Annotated in this window: 17 protein-coding genes; 16 read left to right on the top strand and 1 reads right to left on the bottom strand. The window is 62.4% G+C overall.

The features are described 5' to 3' along the window. The first annotated feature begins 589 nt into the window (after positions 1–589). From speA to ACJ8J1_RS16750, 3 genes are all read left to right on the top strand, one after another. Positions 590–2,566 carry a biosynthetic arginine decarboxylase gene (speA, locus tag ACJ8J1_RS16760; RefSeq protein ID WP_028127388.1) on the top strand — a complete coding sequence of 659 codons (1,977 nt, stop codon included), beginning with the start codon at positions 590–592 and terminating at the stop codon, positions 2,564–2,566. A gap of 194 nt (positions 2,567–2,760) precedes the next feature. Beyond that, positions 2,761–3,681, top strand: coding sequence for an agmatinase (gene speB / locus ACJ8J1_RS16755; protein ID WP_004937606.1), 921 nt, complete (start codon positions 2,761–2,763; stop codon positions 3,679–3,681). Between the two features lie 335 nt (positions 3,682–4,016). Next, positions 4,017–4,169, top strand: coding sequence for a Hok/Gef family protein (locus tag ACJ8J1_RS16750; RefSeq protein ID WP_033644930.1), 153 nt, complete (start codon positions 4,017–4,019; stop codon positions 4,167–4,169). A gap of 110 nt (positions 4,170–4,279) precedes the next feature. On the opposite strand, the gene ACJ8J1_RS16745 is transcribed toward ACJ8J1_RS16750, so the two are convergent. After that, positions 4,280–5,521, bottom strand: a complete 1,242-nt coding sequence (locus ACJ8J1_RS16745) for an MFS transporter (RefSeq protein ID WP_033644712.1) — start codon at positions 5,519–5,521, stop codon at positions 4,280–4,282. A gap of 397 nt (positions 5,522–5,918) precedes the next feature. Between ACJ8J1_RS16745 and ACJ8J1_RS16740 the strand changes: the two genes are divergently transcribed. From ACJ8J1_RS16740 to ACJ8J1_RS16680, 13 genes are all read left to right on the top strand, one after another. Beyond that, complete coding sequence (locus ACJ8J1_RS16740; RefSeq protein WP_004937614.1) at positions 5,919–6,236, top strand: non-heme iron oxygenase ferredoxin subunit; 318 nt, start codon at positions 5,919–5,921, stop codon at positions 6,234–6,236. Between the two features lie 2 nt (positions 6,237–6,238). After that, positions 6,239–6,547, top strand: coding sequence for a recombinase-like helix-turn-helix domain-containing protein (locus ACJ8J1_RS16735; protein WP_019456046.1), 309 nt, complete (start codon positions 6,239–6,241; stop codon positions 6,545–6,547). Positions 6,548–6,567: 20 nt separating this feature from the next. Beyond that, positions 6,568–7,611, top strand: coding sequence for an aromatic ring-hydroxylating oxygenase subunit alpha (locus ACJ8J1_RS16730; RefSeq protein ID WP_033644715.1), 1,044 nt, complete (start codon positions 6,568–6,570; stop codon positions 7,609–7,611). Next, entirely contained in the window at positions 7,608–8,363 is a 756-nt protein-coding gene (locus ACJ8J1_RS16725) for an SDR family oxidoreductase (protein WP_033644716.1), read from the top strand. Before ACJ8J1_RS16730 ends, ACJ8J1_RS16725 begins: the two co-directional genes overlap by 4 nt. A 37-nt stretch (positions 8,364–8,400) precedes the next feature. Then, entirely contained in the window at positions 8,401–9,195 is a 795-nt protein-coding gene (locus ACJ8J1_RS16720; RefSeq protein WP_033639418.1) for an IclR family transcriptional regulator, read from the top strand. 109 nt (positions 9,196–9,304) lie between these two features. After that, a complete protein-coding gene (locus tag ACJ8J1_RS16715) occupies positions 9,305–10,246 on the top strand; it encodes a VOC family protein (RefSeq protein WP_033644717.1) in 942 nt (313 codons plus the stop codon). Continuing rightward, positions 10,243–11,454 (top strand): NAD(P)/FAD-dependent oxidoreductase, encoded by a 1,212-nt coding sequence (locus tag ACJ8J1_RS16710; protein WP_033644718.1) that lies wholly within the window; start codon positions 10,243–10,245, stop codon positions 11,452–11,454. Before ACJ8J1_RS16715 ends, ACJ8J1_RS16710 begins: the two co-directional genes overlap by 4 nt. 23 nt (positions 11,455–11,477) lie before the next feature. Beyond that, complete coding sequence (locus ACJ8J1_RS16705; protein WP_033644719.1) at positions 11,478–12,734, top strand: MFS transporter; 1,257 nt, start codon at positions 11,478–11,480, stop codon at positions 12,732–12,734. A 32-nt stretch (positions 12,735–12,766) separates the two neighbouring features. Further along, positions 12,767–13,291 (top strand): cupin domain-containing protein, encoded by a 525-nt coding sequence (locus tag ACJ8J1_RS16700; RefSeq protein ID WP_004937634.1) that lies wholly within the window; start codon positions 12,767–12,769, stop codon positions 13,289–13,291. After that, positions 13,291–14,109 (top strand): alpha/beta fold hydrolase, encoded by an 819-nt coding sequence (locus ACJ8J1_RS16695; protein ID WP_033644720.1) that lies wholly within the window; start codon positions 13,291–13,293, stop codon positions 14,107–14,109. Before ACJ8J1_RS16700 ends, ACJ8J1_RS16695 begins: the two co-directional genes overlap by 1 nt. Beyond that, complete coding sequence (locus ACJ8J1_RS16690) at positions 14,106–14,900, top strand: SDR family oxidoreductase (RefSeq protein WP_033644722.1); 795 nt, start codon at positions 14,106–14,108, stop codon at positions 14,898–14,900. The genes ACJ8J1_RS16695 and ACJ8J1_RS16690 overlap by 4 nt, the downstream gene beginning before the upstream one ends. A gap of 15 nt (positions 14,901–14,915) precedes the next feature. Then, complete coding sequence (locus tag ACJ8J1_RS16685) at positions 14,916–15,710, top strand: aspartate dehydrogenase (protein WP_033644723.1); 795 nt, start codon at positions 14,916–14,918, stop codon at positions 15,708–15,710. A gap of 16 nt (positions 15,711–15,726) precedes the next feature. Next, positions 15,727–17,196, top strand: a complete 1,470-nt coding sequence (locus ACJ8J1_RS16680) for an aldehyde dehydrogenase (protein ID WP_033644724.1) — start codon at positions 15,727–15,729, stop codon at positions 17,194–17,196. The last annotated feature ends 26 nt before the right edge of the window (positions 17,197–17,222 follow it).

The raw sequence follows: 17,222 nt of genomic DNA, 5'->3' as shown, positions 1-17,222 counted from the left end.
ACTGCGCGCGCGGTTCATTTGCTGCACAGTACGGCGGTCTGGCGTGGGGGAAGGTACGGTAAACTTCCGCTTTGCATTCGTCGGCATTGCGCTATTATCCGTCGCGGGCGTTCGCCGTGGCGCCGCCGCTTCATCGAACGGTCACGTTCTTACACTATTTTAGAGGCTGGGTCGTTCACTCCGAACGGCGCGCGTGGAGGTGGTTGGATTAATGATCCGTTGTCTACCGGTTGTTGGTTCTCAACAGCAGTGCCGTTCTGGCGCACATTCTTCTGCTATTTCCCGTCTTGTCTCTCTGTCACTTACCAGGTGCGATAAACACTTGGCCGCTACTCAGGATTCTCGGGCCGGCTAACGGTCGTCTGAAGAACTGAACAAGGGTAGCCTGCAGCCTTCCTGTGGGATGTTTCTTGGCCCGATTCACGAGGTTTGAACAGGGTGTCTTACAATTATATGAGTGATAAACCGATCGCTGACCGCGAACGGCAGTTCTCTTCGCTGCCGCCGGCGCGGCTTGTTGGGTTGTTCTCGCGGGTTGTAGCTGCGATAGTGGCTGACGGTTTCGTCAGTACGGAATGTGAGGCGAACCATGTCTGATGATCTGTTGATTCACCGTCCGCCGGTTGCGGGCGAGTCTTTATCTTTGCGCTCCATGCAGGAGGTTGCCATGAATGATCGTAATGCCAGCAAGATGCTGCGTACTTATAACGTCGCCTACTGGGGCAACAATTACTATGACGTCAACGAGCTGGGCCATATCAGCGTGTGCCCGGATCCGGATGTCCCGCAGGCGCGCGTCGATCTGGCAGAACTGGTGAAAACGCGCCAGAAAGACGGCCAACGTCTGCCGGCACTGTTCTGCTTCCCGCAGATCCTTCAGCATCGCCTGCGCTCTATCAACGCCGCGTTCAAACGCGCGCGTGAGTCCTTCGGTTACCAGGGCGGCTATTTCCTGGTGTATCCGATCAAGGTGAACCAACATCGCCGCGTGATTGAATCGCTGGTGAACTCCGGCGAACCGCTGGGGCTGGAAGCCGGCTCAAAGGCCGAACTGATGGCGGTGCTGGCGCATGCCGGCATGACCCGCTCGGTGATCGTCTGTAATGGTTATAAAGATCGTGAATATATTCGTCTGGCGCTGATCGGGGAAAAGCTGGGGCACAAGGTGTACCTGGTGATCGAGAAGATGTCCGAGATCAATCTGGTGCTGGAAGAAGCCGAACGGCTGAACGTCATACCGCGCCTGGGCGTGCGTGCGCGTCTGGCATCGCAAGGCTCCGGCAAATGGCAGTCGAGCGGCGGCGAAAAATCCAAGTTCGGTCTGGCGGCGGTGCAGGTGCTGAAGCTGGTGGAAACCCTGCGTGAAGCGGGCCGCCTCGACAGCCTGCAGCTGCTGCACTTCCATTTGGGCTCGCAGCTGGCCAACATTCGCGACATCGCCACCGGTGTACGCGAATCGGCGCGCTTCTACGTTGAGCTGCACAAGCTGGGCGTCAACATTCAGTGCTTCGACGTGGGCGGCGGCTTGGGCGTCGACTACGAAGGCACCCGTTCGCAGTCCGATTGCTCGGTCAACTACGGCCTGAACGAATACGCCAACAACGTGATTTGGGGCATCGGCGACGCCTGTAACGAACACGGCCTGCCGCACCCGACGGTGATCACCGAGTCCGGTCGCGCCGTGACCGCGCACCACACGGTGCTGGTCTCCAACGTGATCGGCGTAGAGCGCAACGAGTTCAGCGAACCGCAGCCGCCGGAAGCCGACGCGCCGCGCGCGCTGGAAAGCATGTGGGAAACCTGGCTGGAAATGAACGAGCCGGAAAACCGCCGCTCGCTGCGCGAATGGCTGCACGACAGCCAGATGGATCTGCACGACGTGCATACCCAATACGCGCACGGCATGCTGGACCTGACCAAGCGCGCCTGGGCCGAGCAGCTGTATCTGAACATCTGCAACAAGATCCAGCAGCAGCTCGATCCGAGCAACCGCGCGCACCGTCCTATCATCGACGAACTGCAAGAGCGCATGGCGGACAAGTTCTACGTCAACTTCTCGCTGTTCCAGTCGATGCCGGATGCCTGGGGCATCGATCAGCTGTTCCCGGTGCTGCCGCTGGAAGGGTTGGATAAGCCGCCGGAAGGCCGTGCGGTGCTGCTCGACATCACCTGCGATTCCGACGGCACCATCGACCATTACGTCGACGGCGACGGCGTGGCGACCACCATGCCGATGCCGCCATACGATCCGGAGAACCCGCCGGCGTTGGGCTTCTTCATGGTCGGTGCGTACCAGGAGATCCTCGGCAACATGCACAACCTGTTCGGCGACACCGCCTCGGTTGACGTGTACGTGTTCCCGGACGGCAGCGTCGAGACCGAGCTGTCCGACGAGGGCGATACCGTGGCGGACATGCTGGAGTACGTGCAGCTCGATCCGAGCGCGCTGCTGTCCAAGTTCCGCGATCAAGTCAAAGAAACCGATCTGGACAGCGAGCTGCAGGCGCAGTTCCTGGAAGAGTTTGAAGCTGGCCTGTACGGCTACACGTATCTGGAAGACGAGTAACCGCCTTCTTCAGGGGGGCGATATCGGCCCCCTTGAAGCATGAACAAAATGCGGCCATAATCTGCCGTATCGGTAGCACCGAAACACACATCGAATAAATCCCTTTCTCGTCGGGCTAACGACGCGGGAGGGATTTTTTTTTGTCACGGCCCGGCGTCTGCGCCCGGCAACTTGTTGAACTACGAGGGTTTACTATGAGCACCTTAGGCCATCAGTCCGATAATTCATTAGTGTCCAACGCCTTTGGTTTCCTGCGCTTTCCGCTGAACTTCATGCCTTACGACAGCGATGCAGAGTGGGTCATCACCGGCATTCCGTTTGACATGGCGACCTCCGGTCGCGCCGGCGGCCGTCATGGCCCGGCGGCCATCCGCCAGGTGTCCACCAACCTGGCTTGGGAAGGCAACCGTTGGCCGTGGAGCTTCGATCTGCGCGATCGCCTGAACGTGGTTGACTGCGGCGACATCGTGTTCAACTTCGGCGATGCGCAGGACATGAGCGACAAGCTGCAGGCGCACGCGGAGAAACTGCTGAAGGCCGGTAAGCGCATGCTCTCGTTCGGCGGCGACCACTTCGTCACCCTGCCGCTGCTGCGCGCGCACGCCAAGCATTTCGGCAAGCTGGCGCTGGTGCACTTTGACGCCCATACCGATACCTACGCCAACGGCAGCAAGTTCGACCACGGCACCATGTTCTATCATGCGCCGAACGAAGGCCTGATCGACCCGCATCACTCGGTGCAGATCGGCATTCGCACCGAGTTCGATCACGACAATGGCTTTACCGTACTGGACGCCGCGCAGGTGAACGATCGCAGCGTGGACGACCTGCTGACCCAGATCAAAGGCATCGTCGGCGATATGCCGGTGTACCTGACCTTCGACATCGACTGCCTGGATCCGGCGTTCGCACCGGGCACCGGCACGCCGGTGATCGGCGGCCTGACTTCCGATCGCGCGCTGAAACTGGTGCGCGGCATGCAGTCGCTGAACATCGTCGGCATGGACGTAGTGGAAGTGGCGCCGGCCTATGACCAGTCCGAGATCACCGCGCTGGCCGCGGCGACGTTGGGTCTGGAGATGCTGTACCTGCAGGCGGCCAAGAAACACGCCTGACGCCAGGCCACGCCTCGCTGAAAAAGCGGCTCCCATCGTATGGGGGCCGCTTTTTTTATTTCATTTGTCGCCATCCGTGCGGCGATTTTCAGTCTGTTGCAACGCCTTTGCGCAATTTTGCGCAGAAATGAAACGGAGTCAGTAAAAAGGAACCGGGATAACGGGGAGGATGAATATACTGCGGGCGGGTGCTCTGGATCTTTGTATCTGGAGCCTGCGTGAAAGGTACAAAGAGAAAAGCCCCGAGTCGATATTCATCAACCCGAGGCCTACTCTAACGCCAGCAACGTTAAGTTAGCCTCTTACCCGCCGCGAGGCAAGGAGAAGAAGGCATGATGCCGAACAAACGGAGCCTGTTAAAACTGGTGGTTATTTGTGCCATGGTAATATCACTGGCATGGATAACCCGTAGCACGCTGTGCGAGCTGCGGATCCGAACGGGCACTACGGAGGTTGCGGCCATTTTGGCTTACGAATCCGAACGGTAAGGCAACCCGGCGACGGGGGATGTCCCCCGTCTGCTGGTTGTTGGCGTCCAGATCCATGAGCACCCTCTCAAGGCCATTGGCTTTCTCTGCCGCAACGGTGCGGGAACAGGCTATGCCCGCTTCACCTGGCGCGCCAGCAACATGCGGCCAAACAGTGCGCCGCCCGCCAGCAGCGTCAGCAGCTGCGAGGCGATCAGTACCGCAAAGCCCGAGGATACCTTGCCCTGGCTGGCCATCACCATGCCCATCGCCATCGGCACGAACGCCGAGAACAGATTGCCGATGCCGTTGATCAGCCCATAGGCGCTGCCGACCGCCTCCGGCCGCGCATAATGCTGCAGCAGCGTGGGGATCGCCGCGCCTTGCGCGCCCCAACAGGCGTTGGCCGCCAGCAGGAAGAACGCGATCCAGCCAAGCTGATGGCTGTTCATTACGCCATAGATGCACAGCGCGGTCGCCGCGCCGCCAAAGACGAAGATCAGCGGCGCCTGATAGGGGCGGATACGATCGAGCAGCACGCCGCCGAGGTATTTTGAGGCGATGCTGACGATGAAAGGCAGTGCGGCCATCCATCCCATCTGCTTGATGGAGAATCCTTTTTCATCGGTCAGGTAGGCCGGCAACCAGGCGCTGGACCCCCACAGATAGCTGAGCGTGGCGATCTCGATCAGCAGGATCCAACCGAGCATCGGCGTGCGCCAGGCCAGCGCGAAGGTATGCCAGACGCGGCTCAACACCGGCTGAGGATCGGCGGGGCGTGAAGATGAGGGTAAGGCTAGCGGATGAACGAACAGCCGCACCAGCGCCAGGCCCAACAGCAGGTTGAGCAGCGCCAGCAGGTGAAACGACATCGCCCACCCGAAGTGCGCCATCAGAAAACTCACCAGCGGAAAGCCGATCACCAGCCCCAACGAGACGCCCAGCGCGCTGACCGCGTTGGGTTTGCCGCGTTCGTCGGCGGCGAAATGATCGCTGATGTACATGGTCTTGAGCGAGAACAGCGGTCCTTCGCTGACGCCAAGCAGCGCGCGCACCGCGCACAGCAACAGCAGCGATCCCGCCAGCGGCGACGCGGCGGTGAACAGCGCCCACAGCACGACGCTCAGCGTCAGCGCGCGGCGGTAACCCATCAGCGTTTCCAGAAACGGTGTCAGCAACATGGCGGACAGGCCGTAACCGAGTAAAAACACCGTCATCAGCGTGCCCTGATGGGCGCGGTCACCGCCGAGTTGAAAGTGTTGCAGGAAGTCGGGATTGACCAACATCACGGCGATATTAACCCGATCCGCATAGGCGATAACGATCAGAAACAACAGGGCAATCACCCCAAACCAGCGTTGACGTTGTTGCACGGCGCGTTCCTCAGTGCGAGCGGTTGACGAATTCAGGCAGCAGTAAACTCACCTGCGGATGCCATTACGCGCAAACGCGGGGATGAGGCCGATTTATGTAAATTTATTGTTATAAAATTGGGTGTAAAAGACAGCGAGAGCACTCTTTTACGCGCAATGCGCCGCCAGGATCAACGCAATTTTTGCCATAAATTAGCTGAAGAGCGCACAACTGACATAGGTTTTTCATATCGGTGCATTATTTCGTGATCCTTCCCGCATTTGTCATTTTTAAACAACCTTTCATTAACATTTGCCGCGCCGCTCGCTTGACGAAAGTTTCGCCAGACTTATAGTGACTGTATTAAATAAGAAACTGAGTTTCATATATGAAACAATCAGATAGAGGATAAAAGCAATGAGCTGGAAGAATGTGTGCGAAGTGTCTCAGGTGAAAGAAGATTTTCCTTTCTCCGGCAAAGTGGAAGGCAAAGAGATCGGGGTGTACCTGCTCGACGGTAACTACTATGCGCTGGAAGACGTCTGTCCGCATGCTTACGCCTTGCTCAGCCAGGGGTTTGTAGACGACGGCAAGGTTGAGTGCCCACTGCACGAAGCGCTGTTTGACGTGCGCACCGGCCAGTGCCTGCGTGAGCCGGGCGGCCGCGATCTGCAAACCTATCCCACCCGGGTGGTCGACAACCAAATCCAGATCACCTTTATCGCGGAGGAGTAATCATGCAGCACATCACCGATTTCAATCCCTGGCTGCCGGACACCCAACAGGTGACGCCGGCCCGCGAAGGCGGCAACGGTCAAATCCATCAGCCGGGCCAGTTCCGCAACGTTGTGTGGCAAAACCGTGCCCGGGTGCCGGACGGTTTCGAAACCGCGCTGGTGGCGGCGCTGGAAACGATTTTCGATCAGGGCGCGGAAGAACTGGAACAGATCGTCAGCGCGTTGAATCAGCGCCGCCTGTTCGATCGCAGCGGCCAGCCGTGGAATGAGGCGACGTTCCGCGAATTCCTTCACGTTAACGGTTTCTGATCGACACCCGGGAGAAGACAATGACAGCAAACACAACATCCTCCGAACAGAGCTTGCAGGACTATCTTGACCAGGGGCTGCGCGGCATGTGGTATCCGGTGCTGGCCAGTTGGGAAGTAGGCAACAACCCGGTCGGCATCACCCGCCTTGAGCAACAAATCGTGGTGTGGCGCGACGGTGAAGGCCAGATACACGCGTTGGAAGATCGCTGCCCGCACCGCGGCGCGCGGCTTTCCATGGGGTGGAACCTCGGCGATCGCATCGCCTGTTGGTATCACGGGGTGGAAGTCGGCGGCGACGGGGCGGTGAAAGACGTGCCGGCGGTGGATCGCTGCCCGCTGGTGGGGCAAAAATGCCTGCGCGCTTACCCGGCCAAAGAAGCCTACGGCGCGGTGTTCCTCTATTTTGGCGTGACGGCGGATGAAGCGCCGGCGGAGCTGACTTTCCCGCAAGAGCTGGCGGACGAAGCGTCGTACAGCCACTTCTTGTGTACCGCCAGTTGGAACTGCAACTACCAATACGCCCTGGAAAACGTGATGGATCCGATGCACGGCACCTACCTGCACTCTTCCTCGCACTCGATGGCGGAAGGGGATCGCAAGGCGGACATGGGGCTGGAGCCGACCGACAGCGGGTTTATCTTCAAGAAAAACGGCCAGATCGGCGTCAACTTCGACTGGGTGGAGTTCGGCAACAGCGGCGCGTATTGGATGCGTCTGTCGATCCCGTACAAAAAACGTTTCGGGCCGGGCGGCCACTTCTGGATCATCGGCATGGTGGTGCCGGAAGACAAGGATCACTGCCGGGTATTCTTCTGGCGCATCCGTAAGGTCAAAGACTGGCAGCGCGACATGTGGCGCTTCATGTATCGCAATCGCCTGGAATCATTGCATTGGGACGTCCTCGAGCAGGATCGCATCGTGCTTGAAAACATGGCGCCTAACGCCCGTGGCCGCGAATACCTGTACCAGCACGACGTCGGTCTGTCGCGCCTGCGCCGCCTGATGCAGAAAGAGGCGCAGAAACAGCTGGCGACGCTGCGCGAGCGGGAGGCGGCGCAGTGAACGGCCTGCTGAACGGCAAGCGCATCGTGGTCACCGGCGCGGCGCGCGGTCTGGGCTACAGCTTCGCCGCCGCCATTGCCGCTGCCGGCGCGCAGGTGGTGATGTGCGACATTTTGGCGGATGAGCTGGCGGCGAGCGGCGCCGCGCTGCGCGAGCAGGGCGCTCAGGTGGAAACGCAAATCATCGATCTGGCCTCACCGGATTCGATCCGTTCGGCGTTCGAGAAGATCGCCACAGGCGGCGGGATCGACGGGCTGGTGAACAACGCGGCGCTGGCGACCGGCGTCGGCGGTAAAACCATGATGGAATACGACATCGATCTGTGGGATCGGGTAATGCAGGTCAACGTGCGCGGCACCTGGTTGGTGAGCCAGGCGGCAGTGCCGCTGCTGGCGCGCAACCCGCACGCCAAGATCGTCAACGTGGCGTCGGACACCGCGCTGTGGGGCGCGCCGCGCCTGATGGCCTATGTCGCCAGCAAAGGCGCGGTGATCGCGATGACGAGATCGATGGCGCGCGAGCTGGGCCCGCAGGGCATCTGCGTCAACGCTATTGCGCCGGGCCTGACGCGGGTGGAAGCCACCGAGTATGTGCCCGCCGAGCGCCATCAGCTGTATGAGCAGGGGCGCGCGCTGGCCGGGGCGCAGCATCCGGACGATGTGAACGGCACGGTGCTTTATCTGCTGTCGCCGTTGGCGGATTTCGTCACCGGCCAACTGCTGCCGGTCAACGGCGGCTTCGTATTCAACTGACGGCCCGCAGGGCAGGCGCACAGCGCAGGAGCGAGAGATGGCGGACGAGCAAGCATGTAAGTATCTGATCCCGGGACTGGATCGCGGATTGCAGTTGCTGCTGGCGTTTGGCGAGCAGCATAAGGAAATGACCTTTGCCGAGTTGCATCGCCTGGTTGATATGCCGAAGGCCACCGCCTACCGCGTGGTGCAGACGCTCGAGCACCTGGGCTTTCTGGAGCGCAATCCGCGCACCAATACCTTCGCGCTGGGCATCAAGGTGCTGCGTCTCGGCTTCGAATACATCGCGTCGCTGGACGTCGCGCAGGCCGGCCAGCCGGTGATCGAACAGCTGCGCGATCGCAGCCAGTGCAGCAGCCATCTGGCGATCCGCGACGGGCGCGACGTGATCTATATCGCCCGCGTCAGCGCCGCCGGTTCTCAGATCAATCAGGTCAGCGTCGGCACCCGTTTGCCGGTGCACCAAACCTCGCTTGGCCGCATGTTGTTGACCAGCGCCACCCGCAGCGAGTTCGAACAACTCTATCCGGACGAGCAGCTGCCGGGCAACGCGCCGGGCACCCCGGCGGATCGCGAAACGCTGTGGCAGATGGTGCAGCAAGACAAGGCGCGCGGCTATGTGATCGGCGAATCATTCTTCCGCCACGGCATCTCCTCGATCGTCTACCCGATCTTCAACCGTGAGCAGCGGGTCGAGGCGGTGGTCAGCATCATGGTGCCGTCCGATGAGATCCCGAAAGCGGATCGCGAGCGGCTGCGCATGGAAGTGCGCGATGCGGCGGAGAAAATTTCCGGCTTCCTCGGCGCGCCGCCGCAGGCCAACGTCGGCTAACCGACAGGACCGACTCTTTCACTCAGGCAGGGATAAGGCCCACAGCAAACAGGGGCCGGGGTTCAGTCATGCCTGAAAACCGTATACAGCGAGAACGTGAGGCTGAGCAATGAGCGTAATCGGAATCGAAAAACTGGAGTTTGGCGTCGAAGATCTGCCAACCTGCGAAAAATTCATGCATGACTTTGGCCTGCAGCCCGCCACGCAACATTGGGGCGAACCGCAGCGCGAATTCACTACCCTGAGCGGGGCGCGGGTCGTTCTGCACCCGTTGCAAAGCGCGGCGCTGCCTGCGGCGTTTGAAGGCGGTTCCACCCTGCGCCGCATGACCTGGGGCGTGGCATCGCCCGCGGATCTGGCGCGTCTGCAGCCGCGTTTGGCGTTGATGCCCGGCTTTCGTCAGGTGGGGGAAGAGCTGGAATGCCGCGATCCCAACGGCATGACGCTGCGCTTCGTCGTCAGCCGCCAGCAGGCGGTCGAAGTGCCGGTCACGCCGATCAACCAATGGGGCGACGTGCGCCGCATCGATCAACCCAGCCCGGTCTACTCGCAGGCGCAGCCGATCAATATCGGCCACGTGGTGTTCTTCGTTGACGATCTGGCGGCGACCGAGCGTTTCTACCGCGAGCTGTTGGATTTCCAGGTTTCCGATCGCTATATCGATCGCGCCGTCTTCCTGCGCACCCAGGCGCGCGGCGGCCACCATAATCTGTTCCTGCTGAAGCTGCCTAACCGCCCACGCGGCCTGAACCATGTGGCGTTCACCGTGCGCGATATCCATGAAGTGATCGGCGGCGGCATCGCCATGAACAAAGAGCAGTGGAGCACCTTCATCGGCCCTGGCCGCCACCCGATTTCCTCGGCGTATTTCTGGTACGTCAACAGCCCGACCGGCGGCGCGTTCGAGTACTACACCAACGACGATTATCTGACGGAAAACTGGCAGCCGCGCGAGCTGGAACATTCGCTGGTCTCCTTCACCGAATGGGCGGTAGAAGGCGGCATCGATCACGATACGCGCCGCCAGCATAAAAAGGCGGAGGCGTTATGAACCGGCCGGAACAGGCGGGCATTGTCATCGTCGGCGGCGGCCAGGCCGGCGGTTGGGCGGCCAAGACGCTGCGTGACCGGGGTTACAGCGGCCGGCTGACGGTGATAAGCGACGAACCCTACGATTTTTACGAGCGGCCGCCGCTGTCGAAAGCGGCGCTGCTGGATGCCGCGGCTCCCCTGAGCCGGCTGTTCAGCGAACAGGCGGTGGCGGAGCTGAACATCGACTGGCGTCGCCCGCTGCGCGCCGAGTCTATCGACGCCGAACAGCAAATCGTCACGCTCAGCGACGGGCGACGGCTGCAGTTCGAGCAGTTGCTGATCGCCACCGGCGGGCGGCCGCGTTTGCCGGGCGCCGCCTGGGCGCAGCACCCGCGCGTGATGACGCTGCGTTCCTGGGATGATGCGGCCCGGTTGCGGCAGGGCCTGCAGAGTTGCCGTCGCCTGGCGATCGTCGGCGGCGGTTGGATCGGGCTGGAGATCGCCGCTTCTGCGCGCCGTCTCGGCGTTGAGGTGACGGTGTTTGAGCGCCAGCCTGCGCTGTGCATGCGCAGCGTCGGCGCCGATGTCTCACAGGCGTTGCTCGAACTGCATCGCCGGCAGGGCGTGACGGTGTTGTGCGGCTGCGGCGAGATCTCGCTGGAAGATCGCGACGGCGTCGCCTGGATCGGCAGCGAAGTCAGCGATCCGCAGGCCTTCGATCTGGTGGTGGTGGGGATCGGCGTCGAGCTGAATCTCGAACTGGCGCGCAGCGCCGGGCTGGCTATCGAGTCCGGCATCGTGGTCGACGGCCAGGGGCGCACCAGCCATCCGGCGATCTTCGCCGCCGGCGATGTGGCGCGCCACCCGACGCTCGGCCTGTGCCTGCAGTCCTGGGCCTACGCGCAAAATCAGGCCATCAGCACCGCCTGCGCGATGCTCGACGCCTTCGCCGCTCCGTATGACGACGTGGCCTGGCTTTGGTCGGATCAATACGACGTCAATATCCAGATCCTCGGCGTGCCGAGCGGCGGCGTGCACCATGTGGTGCGCCGCACGCCGCAGTCGCAGGTGTTCTTCACGCTGAACGCCGATCGGCAACTGGTGCAGATGGTGGCGTTCAACGACGCGCGCACCATCAAACTCGGCAAGCGTTGGCTGGCGAGCGGCCGGGTGCTGGATCCGCAGCAGCTGGCGGATGCGGAGTTTTCTTTGATGGCGTTGAAATAACGCCCGAACCTCGGGAGCGTTTTATGACTACGCAAGACATTGACGCCCGCGCTGGACGGGCGGGGGAAACCGTTGCCGAAAATCCGCAGCAGCGGGTGCGCTGGTCGGTACCGATCGCGCTGTTCGCCTGCGTGCTGCTGGCGTTTTTCGACAAAATCAGCATCGCGGCGCTGTTTTCCGACGCCGAGTTTCAGCAGGCGCTGGGCATCGGTTTTGACCCGGCGCGGCTGGGGTTGCTGATGAGCGCGTTTCTGTTCTCCTACGGCATCTCCTCGATGCTGCTCAGCGGCATCGGCGATCGGCTTAATCCGGTCAAAGTATTGATTGGCATGATGGTGGTGTGGGGCGTGCTGATGGTGTTGATGGGGCTGGTGCGCTCCTATCACGCCATGATGACGCTGCGCATTCTGCTCGGCATCGCCGAAGGGCCGCTGCTGCCGATGGCCTACGCCATTATTCGTCAGGCCTTCCCGCCGCAGCTGCAGGCGCGCGCCACCATGCTGTGGCTGCTCGGCACGCCGCTCGGGGCCGCGCTCGGCTTCCCGGTTACCCTGTACATCCTCAATACCTTCGACTGGCAGGCCACCTTCTTCTTTATGGCGTTTCTGACACTGCCGGTGATGTTGCTGGTGCTGTTCGGCATGCGCCACCTGAACGTGTCGCGTCCGGCGGCGTCGGCCAAGCCGGCGGTGTCCGAACGCCAACAGCATCGCCGCGAGCTGTTGCGCAGCCCGCATTTCTGGATGATTTGCCTGTTCAATATCGCCTTCCTGACCTACCTGTGGGGCATGAACGGCTGGTTGCCGAGCTATCTGATCAAGGGCAAAGGCATTCATCTGGAACATGCCGGTTACCTCTCTTCGCTGCCGTTCATCGCCATGCTGCTCGGTGAAGTGCTGGGCGCCTGGCTGTCGGACAAGCTGGATCGGCGTGCGCTGGCCTGCTTCCTGTCGCTGTGCGGCGCCGGCCTTGGCCTGGCGGTGGTGCTGCACCTGCAGGGCACTTACAGCGTGATCGCCGCCATGGCTTTCAGCACCTTTATGTGGGGCGCCGGCGCGCCGAATATTTTCGCGCTGTTGGCGAAGGCGACCAGCAGCAAGGTCAGCGCCACCGCCGGCGGCATTTTCAATGGACTGGGCAATTTTGCCGGCGCGCTGGCGCCGGTGCTGATGGGGGCGTTGATCGCCGCCACCGGCAATATGGATAACGGCCTGCTGTTCCTGGTGGTGATGGCGTTCGTCGGCTGCCTCATTCTGCTGCCGTTGCTGAGAAAGTACTGATTAATCAATCTTTTCAACAGAGGAGTGACAACATGTCTCAGGTTGAGAACAAAGCCGGCGTCAAGCCGCAGGATCTGTCGATGGAAAACTGGGTGGAGTCGCGCATCGCCCGTTTCGAAGGCCGCAAATACGACTGGAACGCGCTGAAATTCCAGGCCGATTTCGACCCGAAATACCGCCGCGCGCAGATGCGCTACATCGGCACCGGCGCCACCGGCGTGGCCAGCGACGCCAACACCATTCCGGCGGGCAATTTCACCTTCTCCACCATGGTGTTGCCGTCGAAGTGCGAGGGCCCGTTGCACCTGCACGACGACGTGGAAGAAGTGTTCTTCATGCTGAAAGGCAGCATCACGCTGATGATCCAGGATGGCGAAGAGTATTACGAAACCAGGCTGAAAGAGCGCGATTTGATCTCGGTGCCGGCGGGCGTGTATCGCGGCCTGTTCAACCACGGCGAGGAAGAGGCGCTGATGTGCGTGATGCTCGGCACCGCCAAACCGGAGATCCCGACTTATCCGGCGGACCACCCGCTGTCTAAAGTGAAGCGTAACTGATGAGCGGCCTGTCGCAACGCCAACGGGCGCGCTGCGGGGCGTATACCCTGAGCTGGCGCGAGGCCGGGCAGGGGCGGCCGGTGGTGTTGCTGCATGGCATCAGTTCCGGATCCGCCTCGTGGATCAAGCAGTTTAACGACAGCGGCCTGACGGACGGTCATCGTCTGTTGGCGTGGGACGCGCCGGGCTACGGCGGCAGCCTGCCGTTGGCGGATCCGCAGGCTGACGCCGCCGGTTATGCGGCGGCGTTGGCGGCGCTGATTGATGAACTGCAGCTGGCGCAGCCGCTGATCGTCGGCCATTCGCTGGGAGCGCTGATCGGCAGCGCCTACGCCGCCGGCTATCCGGACGGGCTATGTGGGTTGGTGTTGGCGGATCCGGCGCAGGGCTATGCCGCGGCGCCGGAGGAAAAACGCCGACAGGTGTACGGCCAGCGCCAACAGATGATGGAGACGCTGGGGCCGGTGGGCTACGGCGAGCAGCGGGCGGCGGCCTTGCTGCGCGAAGGTGCGGATCCGCAGGATATCGCCTGGGTGCGTAACGGCATGCAGCAGCTCGATCCCGACGGTTTTCTGAGTGCCGCCTGGATGCTGGCCAACGATGATATTGGCCGCTATCTGGCGCGCTATCGCGGCCCGCTGGAAGTGTGGTGCGGTGAACAGGATCGCATTACGCCGCCGGAGAAGGCGGCCGAGCTGGCGCGTGAGCAAGACGCGACGCTGCGCCTGATTGCCGCCGCCGGTCACGCCAGCTACCTCGATGCGCCGGCGTGTTTCAACCGCTATCTGCGGGATTTTACGGGAGCAATCCAACGATGAATTTTCAGCTTGAGGATCGGGTGGCGGTGGTGACCGGCGGCTCATCGGGCATCGGTTTCGAAACCCTGAAACTGCTGCTGGCCGAAGGGGCGAAGGTGGCGTTCTGCGGCCGCGATCCGGACAAACTGGCCGGCGCGGAGGCCAGCCTGCGCGCGGACTTCCCGCAGGCGGAGATCCTGGCGCTGCGCTGCGACGTGCTGGATGCGCAGCAGGTGGCGCAGTTCGCCGCTCAGGTGACGGCGCGTTTCGGCGGCGTGGATCTGCTGATCAACAACGCCGGTCAGGGCTTCGTCGCCCACTTTGACCAGACGCCGCGCGAAGCCTGGCTGCATGAGGCAGAGCTGAAGCTGTTCGGCGTGATCAACCCGGTGCAGGCGTTTTTACCGGCGCTGGAACGATCGGATATCGCGTCTATCACCTGCGTGAACTCGCTGCTGGCGCTGCAGCCGGAAGAACACATGATCGCCACCTCGGCGGCGCGCGCCGCGCTGCTCAATATGACGTTGACGCTGTCGAAAGAGCTGGTGGGCAAAGGCATTCGGGTTAACTCGATCTTGCTGGGGATGGTGGAGTCGGGCCAATGGCGCCGCCGTTTCGACGATCGCAGCGATAAAGATCAAAGCTGGGAGCAGTGGACGGCGGCGATCGCCGAACGCCGCGGCATCCCGATGAAGCGCCTCGGCAAGCCGCAGGAACCGGCGCAGGCGCTGCTGTTCCTCGCTTCGCCGCTGGCTTCCTTTACCACCGGCGCGGCGCTGGACGTTTCCGGCGGCTTTAACCGCCATGTGTAACAGGGGCCGAAAAAGATGAAGAAGATCATGATGATTGGCTATGGCGCGATGGCGAAGGAAGTGATCGCCCGTTTGCCTGAAGGCGTGGAGGTCGGCTGGATCCTGGCGCGCGCAGCTCATCATGCGGCGATCGATGAGGCTTTTGCTGGGCGCGTGCAGGCACTGACCCATCCGGAGCAGTGTTCGCAGCGGCCGGATCTGGTGCTGGAGTGCGCCAGCCAGCAGGCGGTGGCGGAGTTTGGCGAAGCGGTGCTGCAGCGCGGCTGGCCGCTGGCGCTGATCTCGACCGGCGCGCTGGCGGACGCCGCATTGCAACAGCGGTTGCAGCAGGCCTGCCGCAGCCATCACGGGCAACTGATCGTGCTGTCCGGCGCGGTGGCGGGCATGGACGGGCTGGCGTCGGCGCGCGAAGGCGGGCTGGAGAGCGTGACCTATCAGGCCAGCAAAAGTCCGGCCAGCTGGCGCGGCAGCCCGGCGGAACAGTTGATAGATCTCGATGCGGTGAGCGAAGCGCAGGTATTTTTTGAAGGGTCGGCGCGTGAAGCGGCGCGTTTATTCCCGGCCAACGCCAACGTGGCGGCCACCATTGCTCTCAACGGCCTGGGGATGGATGCCACTCGGGTGCGCCTGCAGGTCGATCCCGCCACCCGACGCAATACCCATCGCCTGCAGGTGTGCGGCGACTTTGGCGAGTTTCACATCGAGCTGAGCGGCACCCCGCTGGCGAGCAATCCCAAAACATCAACCCTGGCGGCGCTGAGCGCGGTACAAGCCTGCCGCCGTCTGGTGGACGGCGGTTTTATTGCCTGAACGGCAGGAGCGGAGCATGGAACGATTGAATATTTTTGTCGCCGGGCGCTGGCGTGAAGGGCGCGGCGAAGAGATGGCTTCGGTATTCCCGGCCGACGGCAGCGTCAACGCGCGGCTGCGCGCCGCTAACGTCGAGGATGTCAACGAGGCGGTTGAGGCGGCGGAAAAGGCCTGGCGCGCGCCGGAATGGCGTGGGCTGGTGCCGCACCAACGCGCCTCAATTCTCTACCGCGTCAGCAACCTGATTCTGGCGCAGCAGGAACAGCTGGCCGAGCTGCAGACGCGCGACAACGGCAAACCGCTGGCGGAAACCCGCGGCCTGGTGGCCAGCGCGGCAGCGACCGCGCGTTACTTCGCCGCCGCTTGCGAGGTGCTGGAGGGCGAGCTGCCGACCCCGCGCAGCGCCGAAGTGATGACGCTCAGTCAGTATCAACCGATGGGGGTGATCGCCGCCATCACGCCGTGGAACTCACCGATCGCCAGCGAAATGCAGAAGGTGGCGCCGGCGCTGGCGGCGGGCAACGCGGTGGTGCTCAAACCGGCCGAAGCCACGCCGCTGATGGCGCTAAAGCTGGCCGAGCTGTTCGAACAGGCGGGGCTTCCTGCCGGGCTGCTCAGCGTGCTGCCGGGCAAAGGTTCGGTGATCGGCGAGGCGTTGGCGCGCCATCCGCTGGTGAAAAAGATCGCCTTTACCGGCGGGACCAGCACCGGGCGCCATTTGGCGCACATCGCCGCCGACAAGCTGATCCCCACCTCGCTGGAATTGGGGGGCAAATCGCCGACCATCGTGCTGGAGGACGCCGATCTGGAGCAGGCGGCGCGCGGCATCTGCTACGGCATTTTCAGCTCCGCCGGGCAGGCCTGCATCGCCGGCTCGCGGTTGTTCGTGCATCGTTCGCTGTATCAGCCGCTGCTGGCGCGCTTGACCGAACTGACGGCGGGGCTGCGCATCGGCAACCCGCTGGTGCCGGGCGTGCATCTCGGCCCGCTGATCAGCGCCAAACACCGGCAAAGCGTGGCGGACTACGTGGCGCTGGCGCGGCAGGAGGGCGGCCGGGTGGTCATCGGCGGTGAAGCGCCGGCCGATCCGCAACTGGCGAGCGGCAGCTATTACCTGCCGACCATTATTGAAGGTTTAAACAACGACGCCCGCGTCTGCCAGGAGGAGATCTTCGGGCCGGTGCTGGTGGCGCTGCCGTTCGACGACGAGCGACAGCTGATCGAACAGGCCAACGACTCGGTGTACGGCCTGGCGGCCGGCATCTGGAGCCGCGATTTCCCACGGGCGATGGCGCTGGCGGAGCGGCTGGAAACCGGCACCGTCTGGGTCAACACCTACAAAACGTTCTCGATTTCCACGCCGTTCGGCGGTTTCAAGGAAAGCGGGCTGGGCCGCGAAAAGGGCCTGAACGGCATCAAGGCCTACATGCAGCAGAAAAGCGTGTATCTGGCGCTGAGCCATCAGGTGAACCGCTGGAGCGACTAGGCCGACACCTCTACGCATAACCCTAA

The sequence above is a fragment of the Serratia sp. CY37869 genome (genome assembly GCF_052168895.1).
GTDB lineage: Bacteria > Pseudomonadota > Gammaproteobacteria > Enterobacterales > Enterobacteriaceae > Serratia > Serratia ureilytica.
This window is presented reverse-complemented; position numbering and strand designations above follow the sequence as displayed.

Bases quoted from the DNA above. Each gene is read 5' to 3' on its own strand.
- speA (WP_028127388.1), top strand. From the start codon at position 590: ATGTCTGATGATCTGTTGATTCACCGTCCGCCGGTTGCGGGCGAGTCT.
- speB (WP_004937606.1), top strand. From the start codon at position 2,761: ATGAGCACCTTAGGCCATCAGTCCGATAATTCATTAGTGTCCAACGCC.
- ACJ8J1_RS16750 (WP_033644930.1), top strand. From the start codon at position 4,017: ATGCCGAACAAACGGAGCCTGTTAAAACTGGTGGTTATTTGTGCCATG.
- ACJ8J1_RS16740 (WP_004937614.1), top strand. From the start codon at position 5,919: ATGAGCTGGAAGAATGTGTGCGAAGTGTCTCAGGTGAAAGAAGATTTT.
- ACJ8J1_RS16735 (WP_019456046.1), top strand. From the start codon at position 6,239: ATGCAGCACATCACCGATTTCAATCCCTGGCTGCCGGACACCCAACAG.
- ACJ8J1_RS16730 (WP_033644715.1), top strand. From the start codon at position 6,568: ATGACAGCAAACACAACATCCTCCGAACAGAGCTTGCAGGACTATCTT.
- ACJ8J1_RS16720 (WP_033639418.1), top strand. From the start codon at position 8,401: ATGGCGGACGAGCAAGCATGTAAGTATCTGATCCCGGGACTGGATCGC.
- ACJ8J1_RS16715 (WP_033644717.1), top strand. From the start codon at position 9,305: ATGAGCGTAATCGGAATCGAAAAACTGGAGTTTGGCGTCGAAGATCTG.
- ACJ8J1_RS16710 (WP_033644718.1), top strand. From the start codon at position 10,243: ATGAACCGGCCGGAACAGGCGGGCATTGTCATCGTCGGCGGCGGCCAG.
- ACJ8J1_RS16705 (WP_033644719.1), top strand. From the start codon at position 11,478: ATGACTACGCAAGACATTGACGCCCGCGCTGGACGGGCGGGGGAAACC.
- ACJ8J1_RS16700 (WP_004937634.1), top strand. From the start codon at position 12,767: ATGTCTCAGGTTGAGAACAAAGCCGGCGTCAAGCCGCAGGATCTGTCG.
- ACJ8J1_RS16695 (WP_033644720.1), top strand. From the start codon at position 13,291: ATGAGCGGCCTGTCGCAACGCCAACGGGCGCGCTGCGGGGCGTATACC.
- ACJ8J1_RS16690 (WP_033644722.1), top strand. From the start codon at position 14,106: ATGAATTTTCAGCTTGAGGATCGGGTGGCGGTGGTGACCGGCGGCTCA.
- ACJ8J1_RS16685 (WP_033644723.1), top strand. From the start codon at position 14,916: ATGAAGAAGATCATGATGATTGGCTATGGCGCGATGGCGAAGGAAGTG.
- ACJ8J1_RS16680 (WP_033644724.1), top strand. From the start codon at position 15,727: ATGGAACGATTGAATATTTTTGTCGCCGGGCGCTGGCGTGAAGGGCGC.